8 protein-coding genes, 2 rRNA genes and 4 pseudogenes are annotated in these 14,786 nt (G+C 63.3%); 7 read left to right on the top strand and 7 right to left on the bottom strand.

Features of this window, described 5'->3' with window-relative positions:
• Window positions 1–84: 84 nt before the first annotated feature.
• Both H9L22_RS09470 and rrf read left to right on the top strand, forming a co-directional pair.
• Window positions 85–3,175: ribosomal RNA gene (locus H9L22_RS09470) — 23S ribosomal RNA — on the top strand.
• A 99-nt stretch (window positions 3,176–3,274) separates the two neighbouring features.
• Window positions 3,275–3,391 (top strand): 5S ribosomal RNA (rrf, locus tag H9L22_RS09465).
• Window positions 3,392–4,247: 856 nt separating this feature from the next.
• On the opposite strand, the pseudogene H9L22_RS09460 reads toward rrf, so the two are convergent.
• The 5 genes and pseudogenes from H9L22_RS09460 to H9L22_RS09440 form a co-directional block, all read right to left on the bottom strand.
• Window positions 4,248–4,463, bottom strand: a pseudogene (locus tag H9L22_RS09460) (IS1634 family transposase); the annotation flags it as partial.
• Between the two features lie 125 nt (window positions 4,464–4,588).
• A complete protein-coding gene (locus H9L22_RS09455; protein ID WP_187719714.1) occupies window positions 4,589–5,332 on the bottom strand; it encodes an ATP-binding protein in 744 nt (247 codons plus the stop codon).
• Window positions 5,329–6,894: an IS21 family transposase gene (gene istA, locus H9L22_RS09450; protein ID WP_187719713.1), complete on the bottom strand. Its 1,566-nt coding sequence runs from the start codon at window positions 6,892–6,894 to the stop codon at window positions 5,329–5,331. Before istA ends, H9L22_RS09455 begins: the two co-directional genes overlap by 4 nt.
• A gap of 162 nt (window positions 6,895–7,056) precedes the next feature.
• A pseudogene (locus tag H9L22_RS09445) lies at window positions 7,057–7,662 on the bottom strand (IS1634 family transposase); the annotation flags it as partial.
• A 17-nt stretch (window positions 7,663–7,679) separates the two neighbouring features.
• Window positions 7,680–8,783, bottom strand: a pseudogene (locus tag H9L22_RS09440) (IS1634 family transposase); the annotation flags it as partial.
• 52 nt (window positions 8,784–8,835) lie between these two features.
• On the opposite strand from H9L22_RS09440, the pseudogene H9L22_RS09435 reads away from it, so the two are divergent.
• From H9L22_RS09435 to H9L22_RS09420, 4 genes and pseudogenes are all read left to right on the top strand, one after another.
• Window positions 8,836–9,063: pseudogene (locus tag H9L22_RS09435) on the top strand (IS256 family transposase); the annotation flags it as partial.
• 13 nt (window positions 9,064–9,076) lie between these two features.
• Window positions 9,077–9,301 carry an ATP-binding protein gene (locus H9L22_RS09430; RefSeq protein ID WP_187719710.1) on the top strand — a complete coding sequence of 75 codons (225 nt, stop codon included), beginning with the start codon at window positions 9,077–9,079 and terminating at the stop codon, window positions 9,299–9,301.
• A gap of 152 nt (window positions 9,302–9,453) precedes the next feature.
• Window positions 9,454–10,122, top strand: coding sequence for a hypothetical protein (locus tag H9L22_RS09425; RefSeq protein ID WP_187719709.1), 669 nt, complete (start codon window positions 9,454–9,456; stop codon window positions 10,120–10,122).
• Window positions 10,123–10,562: 440 nt separating this feature from the next.
• Complete coding sequence (locus H9L22_RS09420) at window positions 10,563–11,492, top strand: DUF2599 domain-containing protein (protein WP_187719708.1); 930 nt, start codon at window positions 10,563–10,565, stop codon at window positions 11,490–11,492.
• Window positions 11,493–12,023: 531 nt separating this feature from the next.
• On the opposite strand, the gene H9L22_RS09415 is transcribed toward H9L22_RS09420, so the two are convergent.
• Window positions 12,024–12,347, bottom strand: a complete 324-nt coding sequence (locus tag H9L22_RS09415; RefSeq protein WP_187719707.1) for a sulfurtransferase TusA family protein — start codon at window positions 12,345–12,347, stop codon at window positions 12,024–12,026.
• 24 nt (window positions 12,348–12,371) lie between these two features.
• Entirely contained in the window at window positions 12,372–12,938 is a 567-nt protein-coding gene (locus H9L22_RS09410; RefSeq protein WP_264292434.1) for a YeeE/YedE family protein, read from the bottom strand.
• A 723-nt stretch (window positions 12,939–13,661) separates the two neighbouring features.
• On the opposite strand from H9L22_RS09410, the gene H9L22_RS09405 reads away from it, so the two are divergent.
• Window positions 13,662–14,783, top strand: coding sequence for a GNAT family N-acetyltransferase (locus H9L22_RS09405; protein ID WP_187719706.1), 1,122 nt, complete (start codon window positions 13,662–13,664; stop codon window positions 14,781–14,783).
• Window positions 14,784–14,786 lie beyond the last annotated feature (3 nt).

Here is a 14,786-nt window from a genome sequence, read left to right as displayed (position 1 = left end):
TTCTGCCTTTTGTGGGTGGTTGGTGGGTCTGGGCTCGCCCGTATCTTGAGAACTTCACAGTGGACGCGAGCATCTTTGTAGATTTAACAAGCTACTAAGTGCGATCGGTGGATGCCTTGGCACCAAGAGCCGAAGAAGGACGTTGTAACCTGCGATAAGCCACGGGGAGTTGGTAAACAAGCTTTGATCCGTGGATTTCCGAATAGGGAAACCTTGAAATACCGGAGTCATGTCCGGCAACCTCTGCCTGAATATATAGGGCAGTTGGAGGGAACGTGGGGAAGTGAAACATCTCAGTACCCACAGGAAGAGAAAACAATAGTGATTCCGTTAGTAGTGGCGAGCGAACGCGGAAGAGGCCAAACCTCAGTTGTGTGATAGCTGACAGGCGTTGCAGCTGGGGTGTTGTGGGGCCGCTTGGACTGTGCTGTCGAGCAGTCAGAGAGTAAGAAATGATCAATGAAGTGGAAGCGGTTTGAAAGCCGCAGCATAGAAGGTAGAACTCCTGTAGACGTAAGTTGATCACTCTCGAGCGTTACCCCAAGTAGCACGGAACCCCTGAAATTCCGTGTGAATCTGGCGGGACCATCCGCTAAGCCTAAATACTCCTTGGTGACCGATAGTGAACAAGTACCGTGAGGGAAAGGTGAAAAGTACCCCGGGAGGGGAGTGAAATAGTACCTGAAACCGATCGCATACAATCCGTCGGAGCCTGCATTTTTGTGGGTGACGGCGTGCCTTTTGAAGAATGAGCCTGCGAGTCAGTGGTATGTGGCAAGGTTAACCCGTGTGGGGTAGCCGTAGCGAAAGCGAGTCCCAATAGGGCGTTTGAGTCGCATGCTCTGGACCCGAAGCGGAGTGATCTATCCATGGCCAGGTTGAAGCGACGGTAAGACGTCGTGGAGGACCGAACTCACTTGGGTTGAAAACCGAGGAGATGAGCTGTGGATAGGGGTGAAAGGCCAATCAAACTCCGTGATAGCTGGTTCTCCCCGAAATGCATTTAGGTGCAGCGTCGCGTGTTTCTTACCGGAGGTAGAGCACTGGATGGTCTAGGGGGCCCACAAGCTTACCGAAATCAGCCAAACTCCGAATGCCGGTAAGTGAGAGCGCGGCAGTGAGACTGTGGGGGATAAGCTTCATAGTCGAGAGGGAAACAGCCCAGATCATCAGCTAAGGCCCCTAAGCGATAACTAAGTGGAAAAGGATGTGGAGTTGCGGAGACAACCAGGAGGTTGGCTTGGAAGCAGCCACCCTTGAAAGAGTGCGTAATAGCTCACTGGTCAAGTGATTCTGCGCCGACAATTTAGCGGGGCTCAAGTTATCCGCCGAAGCTATGGCATTCATATGTGTGACCGTAAGGTCGTATGGATGGGTAGGGGAGCGTCGTGTGCGCGTTGAAGCGGCGGGGTGACCCAGCCGTGGAGAGCACACGAGTGAGAATGCAGGCATGAGTAGCGAAAGACGGGTGAGAAACCCGTCCGCCGAATATCCAAGGGTTCCAGGGTCAAGCTAATCTGCCCTGGGTAAGTCTGGACCTAAGGCGAGGCCGACAGGCGTAGTCGATGGACAACGGGTTGATATTCCCGTACCGGCGAAATATCGCCCCTGCCGAACTGAGTGATGCTAAGCATGGAAGGTCAGTGGATGTCTTCGGACGGATGCTGACTGACTCTGTGACCCGAACTCGTATTAGGCAAGCTGCGGAGGGACGCAGGAAGGTAGCTCTTCTCGGTATTGGTTTGCCGGGTTAAGTGTGTAGGGTGAGGTGTAGGCAAATCCGCATCTCGTTAAGCCTGAGACATGAAGAGTGCGTGTAACAACGTTATAAGAGTGATCCTATGCTGCCTAGAAAAGCTTCGTGAGCGAGATATTAGCCGCCAGTACCCCAAACCGACACAGGTGGATAGGTAGAGAATACCAAGGCGATCGAGAGAATCATGGTGAAGGAACTCGGCAAAATACCCCCGTAACTTCGGGATAAGGGGGACCCGATGCGTAGTAGAACTTGCTTCGAAAGCGTTGAGGGTCGCAGAGACCAGGCCCAAGCGACTGTTTACTAAAAACACAGGTCCGTGCTAAGTCGAAAGACGATGTATACGGACTGACTCCTGCCCGGTGCTGGAAGGTTAAGGGGAAGGGTTAGCTTCGGCGAAGCCTTGAACTTAAGCCCCAGTAAACGGCGGTGGTAACTATAACCATCCTAAGGTAGCGAAATTCCTTGTCGGGTAAGTTCCGACCTGCACGAATGGAGTAACGATTTGGGCGCTGTCTCCACCATGAACTCGGCGAAATTGCATTACGAGTAAAGATGCTCGTTACGCGCAGCAGGACGGAAAGACCCCGGGACCTTTACTATAGTTTGGTATTGGTGATCGGTGTGACTTGTGTAGGATAGGTGGGAGACTTTGAAGCTTGGACGCCAGTTCAGGTGGAGTCATCGTTGAAATACCACTCTGGTCACTCTGGTTATCTAACCTAGGTCCATTATCTGGATCAGGGACAGTGCCTGATGGGTAGTTTGACTGGGGCGGTCGCCTCCCAAAAGGTAACGGAGGCGCCCAAAGGTTCCCTCAGCCTGGTTGGCAATCAGGTTTTGAGTGTAAGTGCACAAGGGAGCTTGACTGCGAGAGAGACATCTCGAGCAGGGACGAAAGTCGGGACTAGTGATCTTCTGGTGGCACATGGAAGCGCCAGGACTCAACGGATAAAAGGTACCCCGGGGATAACAGGCTGATCTTGCCCGAGCGTCCATAGCGACGGCATGGTTTGGCACCTCGATGTCGGCTCGTCGCATCCTGGGGCTGGAGTCGGTCCCAAGGGTTGGGCTGTTCGCCCATTAAAGCGGCACGCGAGCTGGGTTTAGAACGTCGTGAGACAGTTCGGTCCCTATCCGCTGCGCGCGTAGGAGTCTTGAGAAGAGCTGTCCTTAGTACGAGAGGACCGGGACGGACTAACCTCTGGTGTGCCAGTTGTTCTACCAAGAGCACGGCTGGTTGGCTACGTTGGGAAGTGATAACCGCTGAAAGCATCTAAGCGGGAAGCATACTTCAAGATGAGGGCTCCCACAGATTAATCTGGTAAGGCCCCTGTAGACCACGGGGTGATAGGTCGGATGTGGAAGTGCAGTAATGCATGGAGCTGACCGATACTAATAGGCCGAGGGCTTGTTTCTACAAAGATGCTACGCGTCCACTGTGAGGTTCCCGAGATACGGTCGGGAGCATTGTAAATCAAGATTGGTTTGTTGTGCCCGACGCTATCTCAATAGTGTTTCGGTGGTCATAGCGAAAGGGAAACACCCGGTCCCATCCCGAACCCGGAAGTTAAGCCTTTCAGCGCCGATTGTACTGCAGCGGGGACGCTGTGGGAGACTAGGACGCCGCCGGACTTATTAAAATACCCCCGAACCTTTGGTTCGGGGGGTATTTTGCATTTCCCGGGGGTTCCATGTCCGGGTGGGCAACGAACCTCTGCCGATGCGTCCCTCCGTGTGCACGAATCTCCACCTGGCGGCGGACGTGAGCGTATGCGCCGTAGCGGCGGCCAGAGCCAGACGAATGCACGCCAGAGCCAGATTTGTGCACGGCCCGCGAGGCGTGGGCGTGGCCGTAAGTGTCGACGGCGAGGTGATCGCCGTCGACGTGCGCCCCTTCAACAAGCAACCTCTACTGATGCGCCCGCGTCCCTGTCCCCGTGCACGAATCTCCGCCTGGCGGCGGACGTGGCGTATATGCCGTAGCGGCGGCCAGAGCCAGCTGAATGCACGCCAGAGCCAGATTTATGCACGGCCCGCGAGGCGTGGGCGTGGCCGTAATTGTCGACGGTGGGGTGACCGCCGTCGAGGTGTGCCCCTTCGGCACGGCCACGACGGCCGGCACAGAGGCATGGTGCGTCCGCAGGTGCGTGGCGTTGTCGATCCAGGTGCTCCGTCGATGTGCACGAATCTCGGCTGATGTGCACGAATCTCCGTCAGGCGGCGGCTGTGGCGTATGCGCCGTAGCGGCGGCTAGGGCGAGCTGAATGCACGCCAGAGCCAGATTCGTGCACGTCCTCGCCTGCGTCTGCGCCTGCGCGTCGCGGGATGGTGGGCGCGTCCGGGGCACGTGAGTCCGGACACGTCAGGTGAGTCCGGACACGTCAGGTGAGTCCGGGCACGTCAGGTGAGTCCGGGCACGTGGGTCCGGCGGAGCCTGTGCGGTGACATGATCACCCGTATGACCTGAGTTCCACAACTGGGGCCTGATTTAGTGCCCCGCTCCGCGAGGGATCTTGGCGAGGATGGTTTCGGCTTCGGCGGTGAGGCGTGGTTGGGCCTGGATGGGCTGGCCGGCGATGGTGATCATGACGGCCCGGAGGGGTCGCAGTGTCTGCACGAGGCGTTTGATGCTGACGCCGGTCTGGTCTTGGAGGTAGCGCGCGACCGCGAGTGCCGCGAACACGACGGTGAGGTGGGCCTCGATGAGTATTTGACCGCCTGAGCGCCGTTGGTTATCGCGGTTCAGCGCCACTGGATATTGGGGTCGAGCGCCGGGGGTAGTGCCGGTGAGCGCCACCGGGGGTCGTGCTGGCGCTCACCGGCTGTGGGTTAGGTGGTGGCGGTGTGTTCGCGCATGTTGGTGCCGCCGGTTTCGATCCAGATGGTGTTGTGGACGATGCGGTCCATGATCGCGTCGGCGTGGACGCCGGAGCCGAGCCGCTGGTGCCAGTCCTTCTTCGCGTACTGGGTGCAGAACACGGTGGAGACGGCGTCGTAGCGGCGTTCGAGGAGTTCCAGCAGCATGCTGCGGGTGCTGTCGTCGGGTGGGTCGAGGAGCCATTCGTCGATCACGAGCAGCGTGAACGCGGCGTACTTGCGGAGGAACTTCTCCTTCCCGGCGGGCCGATCCTTAGCTGAGGCCCAGGCTTCCTCGAGGTCGGGCATGCGTATGTAGTGCGCCCGATACCGGTGCTGGCAGGCCTGTTTCGCCAGCGCGGAGCCGAGATACGACTTCCCAGATCCGGTGAAGCCTTGGAACACGACGTTCTGCTGCCTGGTGATGAAGGCGCAGGTGCCGAGTTGGGCGATCACCCCGCGGTCCAGGCCACGCTGTTCGACCAGGTCGAGGCGGCGGAAGTCCGCGTTCGGGTAACGCAGCCCGGCCCGGCGGATCAGGCCCTCGACCTTGCCGTGGGTGAAGGTGGCGTGGGCGTCGTCGACGGCGAGCTTGATGCGTTCTTCGAACACCATCCCGAGGGTGAGGGTGTCGTCCTGGGTTTCCAGGGCATCGACCAGGCAGGTGGCGCCGATCTCGCGGAGCTTGCGTTTGGTCTCGGTATCGATCCGGGTCATCGTGCGCCTCCGTAGTAGTCGGCGCCACGCACGTACCCGACCGGCCCACCGTCGCCGTTCTCTGGTCGAGTCTGGGGTCTCTGCCTGCCGGTGTGGTCCTGGTTGGTTTCCAGGATCGGTCTCAGATGGGCGTAGCGGGGTGAGCGGACCCGGGAGGCCAGCGCGGTCTGGCAGGCGGCTTCGAGGCGTTCGGTCGAGTAGCGGCGGGTCAGGCGCAGGACCGCGAGCGCGGCATCGAGGCCCTGCTCATCGACGGGGACGGACTCGAAGATCCGGTTGACCACTGTGAGCGTGTTCTCCCCGACGCGGCCGGCCCACTGGCGGACCCTGGCCGCGTCCCATTGCCGGTAGCGGGGCCCGTCAGGCAGGTCGGCGTCGTGGGTGCGGTACTGGTTGAACACTCCTGGGGGTGCGAGCAGGTGGCTGGTCAGCCGTGTGTGACCGGTGAACACCTCGAGCGTCGTGTCGGTGACCCGCAGGTCGACGCTGCGACCGATGCGGGTGTAGGGGACGGAGTAGAAGTTCTTCTCCCACACGACATGCCCATTCTTCTGGACTCGACGCCCGTAGACCCAGCGGCTGATCTCGAACGCGACCGCGGGCAGCGGCCGCAGCAGCGGTTTCTCCTCCGCTTCGAACACGCTCAGGCGTGATCCCGCCCTCTTCTGGAAGGGTTCGCGGTTGTAGGCCTCGACCCGCTGGTTGATCGCGGCGCGCAGCTCGGGCAGGGTCGCGAAGCGGCGGTCCCGGAGCCCGGCGATCACCCACGTCGCGACATGCGCGACCGTGTTCTCGACGCTGGCCTTGTCCTTGGGTTTCCGGACCCTGCCGGGCAGCACCGCCGCCGAGTAGTGCGCCGCCAACTCCCGATATGCGTCGTTGAGGACCACCTCACCCTCTGCGGGGTGTTTGATCACCCCGGTCTTCAGGTTGTCCGGAACGATCCGCGGGACCGAGCCGCCGAACCAGTCGAACATCGCCACATGCGCCCGCAGCCACGTGTCCTGCCGCATATCCCGCGCAGGCTCGACGAACGCGTAGCGGGAGAACGGCAACGTGGCCACGAACAAGTAGACCCGCTGCTGCTGCCCGGTCACCGGATCGGTCAGCTGCATCGTCGGCCCGGACCAGTCGACCTCCACCGACTGTCCGGCCTTGTGACCGATCCGCGACGCCGCCCCGCTGATCAGGACGTGCTGCTGATAGTTCTTGCAGAACCGGTCATAGCCCATCGCCGTCGACCCCTCCGCCCGGCACCTGTCGACGTACTCGCCATGGAGGAGCTTCAACGTCACCCCAACCCGGGCGAGCTCACGATGCACCGACGTCCAGTCCGGCTGCGCATGCACGCTCTCATGCTCCCCACGGCCCGGGAACAGTCGGGCATACACCGCGGCCTCGTCCAGGTCGGCCACATCATCCCAGCCGACACCCTCCCGGTCGGCGGCCTCGATCACTGCGGTCACGCTATGGCGGGACATGCCCTGCGCGGCGATCTGCCGGCCCGAGAACCCCTCCTCGCGCAGCCGAAGCACCAGCTTCGCTTTGATCTTGCGTACCATCCCAATCACTCCTTCTGCCGCGTGATAGGCCACACGGCAGGAGGAGCCTACGAACCCCCACACCCGGCGCTCACCGCCACGATCCGGTGGCGCTCAACCCCACGAACCCCCGTCCAAGCAGATGGCGCTCAACCGCAATACTGCTGGCGCTCAGAAGACCGAATACTCATCGATCGATTCACGCTTGCGGTGGAAGATCGGGCGGGCCTGGAGGTCTCCCTTGGCCATCCGGAAGGACTCCTCGACGTGCCACAGGTCCCGGTAGGCGGCCACCACCGCTGCGCCGTCCATCACGTCGGCGCCGATGTTGGTGACGTAGCCCTTGAACCCGGCGCAGAACCTGGCCCGTTCGATGACATCCCAGTTGACCTCGGCCTTCTTCCCGTCGGCGTCGGTGGTGACCGTCACGAACCGGTCCCGGGCGACGGGTCTCAGCCCGTCGGCGACCTTCTCGGCCTTGACGCCCTGGGCGTTGATGGTCTTGTCGTCTCGCTTGTGGCGCTTGAAGGAGTAGTGATACACCACCCGGCGGGTGCGGCGCTGCCGGCCGGTGCCCATGTCGCGGGTGGTCTCGATGGTCGAGTCATCGGGGGTGTAGTTGCCGTGGCGTTCGAAGTGGTCGCCCAGGTCGTAGGGCACGTGCGACTGGCGGGAGGCGACGATGAAGCGGCATCCGGCGTCTTCGAGGCCGTTGAGGTTGTCGGCTGACAGCATCCCGGCGTCGGCGACCACTACCAGCTCGTTGACCTGACTTAGGCCATTTAGTGCCGACCCCTGGTGAGCTCTCATTGTCTTTGGTGGATGCGGTCGAGTAGTGCGGTGACTTCGGGGGGCAGGGGGTCTTCGGCGGTGACGATCTGGTCGCCTGCTTGGATGTCGATGGTGCGGTAGCGGCGTAGGGTCTTGACCAGTTGCTTGATGCTGACCCCAGTGGTGGCCTCGAGCCAGCGCACCACCGCCAGCGCGGCGAACACGATGGTCAGGTGGGCTTCGATGGAGTCGCGCTTGTGCTGGAAGATCGGGCGAGCCCGAAGGTCACTCTTGGACATCCGGAACGACTTCTCGATCTGCCAGAGCTGGTGGTAGGCGCCGATCACGTACTCCGGTGTCGGGTGCTCGAGGTTGGTGATGTAGGCCTTCCAGCCGGCCAGGGTGCGGGTCTTGGCCTCCAGTTCGCGGTTGACTGATTTCGAGCCGCCTTCGAGGCGGACGAACCGGTTACGTTTGACTGCTGTCTTCCCGGCGACCGCGTCAGCGGCCTTGCGGACCTGTTCATCGATCCCGCGGAGACTACGGCGGGCCCGGTCGGCGCGGTACTGGTAGTAGATCGTCTCGATCTGCTGGGCCCCTGATGGGCCTCGGGCCCAGGGCTGGGTGAGGATCATCTGATCCTCAGGGGCCTGCCCGGGATGGGTCTTCATCCACTCTTCGAGTTGGTAGAACACCTTCGGGATTGGTTGCCCGACGATGAACCGTAGCCCGGCCCCGGCCAGCGCCTTCAGATTGCCATCTGACAGCATCCCGGCGTCCGCGACGACGGTGACCTCAGGGATGCGGTGGGCGACCATGAACTGGTGCAGGACCGGGATCATCGTGGTCGTCTCGGCCTTGTTTCCCTCGAACGCGTGGATCATCAGCGGGAACCCGCGCATGTCTGCCAGGAGGCCGACGGTGATCTGCGGCTCCAGGCGGCGTTCCTTCGAGAACCCCGACTCGCGGAACCCGTCACCCTCGTCAGTTTCGAAATACAGGGTGGTCACGTCGTAGAGCACCAGCGTCGCCGGCCCCAGCCCCACATGACCGGCGAACCCGGCCGCGAGCTGGCGTCGCCACGGGTCCTTGGCATAGACCGGTAGCCGACGCTCGATAGTGCGGTAGCTGGGTGGCTGAGGGTGTCAGATGGTTTGTGTAAGGGGTTGCTCCTGACACGAAAGCAGAATGATGACCGTGATAGACAAACTCGACCGTGAAGACCGGCGACGTGCGCAGCGCGACGGCGTGGCCGCGTTGGAGGCCTCCGGGGCTCTGGATGACTTGTATGCCCGTATCGACGCCGGCGACGTCCAGCTGGAGGGCCGTGACGGGCTGATCCAGCAACTGATCAAGGCCGGCCTCGAGCGAGGCCTCCAGGCCGAACTCGCCGACCACCTCGGCTACGACAAGGGCGACGGCCACCGTCGAAGTGGCCGACGACGGCGCGGGCATCCCTCCTGAGATCCTCCCCCACGTGTTCGAACGGTTCGCGCGTGCCGACGACTCCCGGGCACACTCCGCGGCCCACTCGACCGGCCTGGGGCTGGCGATCGTCAAGGCAGTCATCGAGGGGTTCGGCGGCACGGCGTCGGTCCACTCGGCTCCCGGCGACACGCGATTCCGGATTACCTTGCCGTTGGCTGGGCGCCCGTGACCTCCGCGTGAGCCACTATTGCCCCCATGAGTAGGCCTGCTCTCCTGGAGCTGATCGTCAGAGGGGACTTCGAGCAGACACGTCAGGTCTTGCCCGCTGAGCCAAAGATTGACAGGGCGACGGCCACCGCCGTCGGCCGACTCCGCCGAGAGATGGCCAGTGCGCCCGCCGGAGAGTCCTCCGCGTACTGGGAGGGCGAGCTCAGCGAAGGGCACTGGGATGCGGTGACGGTCGCTCACCTCGCGTCGTTGCCTGCCTCAAAAGCTGCCGGTGTCTCATCGGTATCACGACGCGCGGCATCCACCCTGCCCGAGATCTTCCAGGGAGAGCTCGCCTCGATAGTCGAGGGCTGGGCCTCCCTTTACCAGCGGAACCCCAGGAACTGGGACCGTAACGGTCATTACCCGGTCATGTTCGAGTGGGTGGGCCGGGGTCTGATTCCCGCGCCCGTGCACGACGGAGCAGTCAACCTTTGGCTGGAGTTCGCCACCCGCATCGTGCATCCGCTGTCGCCCCCGGAGGCGGGCGAGCCGCAGGACTGGACGGTGCCCACGCCCCAGTCGTGTCCCGCTCTCTACGTCGTGACGCTCCCGCTGCTGTTCCAGGCGGCCGTCAAGCCAGGCCTGGGGGCTGCCGCACTCGACCATCAGAGCGGTGGACAGGTCCAGGACCTGGTCTGCCACCTCGTCGAGTCCGGGGTGTGGGATCACACGGAAACCGTCAGCCGCCTGGAAACGGCCAGGCTCCTGCCGGATCGGGCAAATGCCTTTCAGCAGCGTTGGCTCAAGCAGTTGGAGCAGCGGCTCGCGGCGCTGGCGTGAATCAACGCCCCCAACCCTGACGGATCGGGGCGCATCGCGCGAGTCCAGGCCCTTAGAACCGTGATGGTCCACGTTGCGTCGACCTGCTCGACGTTGGTGACGGGGTCGTGGGACACGTCGCTGTCTCCGAGATGAGCGGTGCTGGTTAGAACTCCCCTCTTCCGAGGACCTCGGCCCTGCAACCAGCCGCCGAGTCGCAGCCTCTGAGAGCGGTCCACCGGTTCGCACCATGGCCCGACACTCGATGGCGGACCGGGCCGGAACGTCCAATCGACCAAGGGGGACTTTCGCATCAACTCTTGACTTCCACCCTGCGACAGTTCTGGACACTGAACGCTCCGCCTGGTACACCTTGTCCTCAAGTGGACCGGAGGCGGTTCGAGATTGTGTTTTGGAGAACTATGTCAAGAATGATGAGACTGGCGGCTCTCAGCGTAGGCGTGGCGATCCTGGTAGGAGTATCGCCTGCGGTTGAGGCCGACGAGGGGGCGGGGCCGGACGACCTTGCGGTACTGGTGGAGGCTGTTGAGCCCGATCACGGTACCGAGATGATCCTCGTGGAAGCGCAATCCCTGGGTTCCGAGGCGTTCGTTGCCGAAGGAGACGTAGCCCAGGTTGAGGTGCCAGTGGACCCCCTGACAGCGGTTTCCGTATCGGACCAGGACGCGGGTATTTCCATCTCCTTGCCCAAGAATGCTGCATTTAGTGAAGGCGTTCCGACGGATGATGGAACTGTGGTATTCGAGTCAGCTGACGGACGAACCGAGGGCGTCGTGGTAGAGGCCCTGGACGACGGCTCAGTGCAGCTTCAGACAGTCCTTGGCGGGCCGGAAGCTGACCACGACCTTGAGTACCATCTTGGCGTCCCCGCAGAGGCTCGGGTCGAATTGTCGGAGAATGGCACCGTTCTCGTTTTCGGAGCGGACGATTCGTTGCTGGGCGGCCTGGCGACCCCCTGGGCGGTGGATGCTACTGGTGCTGACGTCAAGACGTATTTCAGCCTTGAAGGTGCCAAGGTGACGCAACATGTCATCACTGGTGATTCCACGGCGTATCCAGTGACGACGGATCCGTGGCTCGGCATCGCGCTCATTAGCAGCGTGACGCGGAAGTACGACTCTGTCAATGGAGGCAGTCGCTTCTACGTGTATCCAACGTGGTGGGGCCGCGGAGGGGCAGGAGCGGCGGCTCGCTGGTCGGCCTGGAGTGAAGCCCGAAGCAAGGGCGTTTGGGACAACTCGTCACTGAGGAATCAGTTCTACTGCCATTACGACACTCGCCCGGTGACAACCTTCAAGTCCTCGTGGAACCTGGAGAATTGGCGCAGCGACAAGGGATATTGGGGTTTCATGGCTGCGTTGTGCAATTAAGGAGATGAGCAAATGACTAGAGAAAAAATCGTCGTTCTGTGGGTAGCCACTGGAGTAGCCGGGCTCGGAGCCCTGATCCTTGGTGTGACGGCGGGTTACGCTGCCGACGCGGCATCGGAATCAGGGGGGGCGCTGGGAGTCTTGCCCGCATCCTGGCTGTGGGGCCGTGGGCTCTCGCCGGGCTTTCGGGACTCCTGCTGCTGGCTGCGGTGTTCGTCACGTCTGCCCACGCTCGAGGACGACACGACCAGGCAAGGGTCGTCGGTCCGATGCTGTTGGTCGTGGGAGGGGCAGTTGGAATGCTACTTTTCGTGCCCCTTGGGTTGCTGACCATCGTGGGATTCGCCTGGCTGATCGCACAAGCACTTTCCACGCGATCGACGAAGCAGCCCGCGTAGTTCGACGAATGCTCTCGCTCAGCGGTGAGACGGCTCAAGCAGTTGGAGCGGCTCGCGGCGCTGGCACGAATCAACGCCCCCGACCCTGATGGGTCGGGGCGCCCTGCGCGATTCTGGTGAGGGGTTTCCGAGATCAGGCCTTCTGCACAGTGATGGTCCACGTTGCGTCGCCGACCTGCTCGAAGTTGGTCACGGGATAGCCCGCGGCAGCGGCCCAGTGCGGAATGGAGTCCGTTCCCTGGGTGCAGTCGAAGTCGATGATCAGCTCATCGCCGACGTCGAGGCCCTTGATCGCCTGCTTGGCCTCGACGAGCGGGAAGGGGCAGACCTGACCGATCGTGTCGAGGCGGTACTGACGGCCGGAGCCGTCCGGACGATCCTCGACGGTGACGGACCCTCCCGGGGCCGCGGCGGGCTGGGCGATGAGGGGCTTGGTGAAACGGGAGAAGATGCTCATGGCGTGTCCTTGGGATGAGTCGGATCAGTTGGCGCGGACAAGGTCGCTGGGGGCCACGGGGACGGCCTGCGCCCCAGCGCGGCGATGGGTCTGGACGAAGAAGCGGGCGGCGAAGCCGACGCCGAGGAAGGTGAACAGGAACGCGGTCCAGCCCTGGTAGCTGAACAGAGCGGTCTGCACCAGGGCGTTGCCGATGGTGCAGCCACCTGCGATCGCGGCACCGACGCCCATGAGGGAGCCGCCCGCGATGGCCCGGATGGCGGTCGGCGCGTCGGGAGCGCGGAGCCGGAACTCGCCCGCGAGCTTGGCCGCGATGTAGGAGCCGGGGATGAGGCCGAGGACGAACAGCACGCCCCAGTCGATGCGGGACGCGTCTCCGGTGGCCAGGAAGTTGACGATGTTGGCCGACGGGGTGGTAATGCCGAGACCGGAGTTGCGGCCGGTGGCGTTCGAGAGCGGGTAGGCAGCCGCGGCGATGACGCCGACGAGGATGGCCGAGGCGTAGGGGCTCCACGGGCGCTCGAGCAGGAGGTGAGCCAGGCCGGACCGGCGGGCCGCCGGACGGGCCACCACCTGGCCTGACTTCCACAACTGGGCCCAGATTTAGTGCCCCGCCAAGGAGCCCCAAATGAGCCAGGGCAGCTCGCACCTGGATCAGGACGAGCAGCATAGGCCTTCCGTCGACCACTGCGCCGCTGGTGGAGCCCTGCCGCTGGCTCCGGTTCCGTGCCTCGGCGGACGGACGGTTGTCCGCAGGGCCACTTCGGGGCTGAGAGGGCCCTCTGAAGGTCAGGCGTACCGACCGACAGGGGGAGAGACACCTGGCTCATGGGGCGCCGCCGCGGCGCCAAGAGCGTCGGAGAGGTCCACCCACCTACCTTGCTGAGCACGCTCTGCCCCACTCTGCCCTGCGATTTAGTGCCCCGGTTCTCAACGGGAATCTCTCTTGACTTGGGCATCTGTTCGCCGCCGCGGCGTCCCACGGAGGGTGTTGTGGAAGTCAGGTCAGGCGGCGGCTGTGGCGTATGCGCCGTAGCCGCCGCCAGAGCCAGACGAATGCACGCCAGAGTCAGATTCGTGCACGTCCTCGCCTGCGCCTGCGCGTCGCGGGATGGTCGGCGCGCCCGGGGCACGTGAGTCGGGCACATCAGGTGAGTCCGGGGACGTCAGGTGAGTCTGGGCACGTGGGTCCGGGATCGTCAGGTGGGTCCGGGCACGTCAGGTGGGTCCGGGCACGTCAGGTGAGTCCGGGCACGTCAGGTGGGTCCGGGCACGTGGGTCCGGCGGGGCCTGTGCGGTGACATGATCACCCGTATGACTGAACTGCGGTGGTCGTACCTCGACGGCGAAAGCGTCGGGGCATGGTCCGCGCTCATCAACACCCTCGCGACGGCCGACGGCAGCGGGGAGTTCTATGAACCCGAGGACCTGGCCGAAGAGCTCGGCGAGACCGGGCTGGAACAGTCCACAGACACCTGGGCCGTCTGGGCGGATGAGCAACTCGTGGCCTACGGACAGCTGCGGGTCGGGTTCACGACGCAGGCCGACGGAACGGTCCGCTGCCAGCTCGACGGGGGAGTGCATCCTGAATGGCGAGGACGCGGCGTCGGCAGCCGGCTCATGGACGCCATGGAGCAGCGGGCCTGCGTCCTCAGCGCCCAGCGAATGCCGGGGGTCCCCGCAGAGTTTCGGGTCGAGGCCGGCCTGGCGGGTTCCTCAGCGAGCCGCATGTTGACCGCCCGCGGGTATCGCATCGCCCGCTGGTTCATTCTCATGGAGCTCCCGCTCCGCAGCGTGCAGGCGGGAGCTCCCGCCGCAGCGGACTCTGGAGCGCACACCCTGACGACACCACCGACCCAATTCCCCCTCGGGAGCATGCCGGAGGGAGCTACAGGCTTCGCCGTCCCTGGAGCAGAGACCCTGACGACCCCGCTGGGCTTGCAACTCCCACTCGACGCAGAAGCTGCGGCGCGGCCCCACCCTGTCGTCCCGGACGGATTCACCCTGGCGACACCACGGGCGGCCGACGAAGAGGACGTCCGCCTGGCCCACAACAGTGCCTTCGCGGACCACTGGGGCTCGGCACCCATGACCGCGGAACGCTGGCATGACTTCTACGCCGGCCGACCCATGCGGCTGGGGTACTCCACGATCGCAAGGAACCCTGACGGCGACCTGGTGAGTTACGTGCTCGTCGGGCAGTACATGGACGACGAGGCGTATGTGGATCTCGTCGGGACGGTCGCCGGGGCCCGAGGACGGGGTGTCGCCGGGGCGGCCCTGGCCCGCACCATTGAACTTGTCCGCGACGTCGAGGGGCTGCGGGTCCTCGGACTCGAGGTGGACTCGGACAGCCCGACCGGAGCCACCCGGCTCTACGAACGGTTGGGTTTCTCTGCCAAGAACACGCGGGCCACCATGACCCGCCCCGCCTGATCA

Source organism: Tessaracoccus defluvii, assembly GCF_014489575.1.
Lineage (GTDB): Bacteria > Actinomycetota > Actinomycetes > Propionibacteriales > Propionibacteriaceae > Arachnia > Arachnia defluvii.
This window is presented reverse-complemented; position numbering and strand designations above follow the sequence as displayed.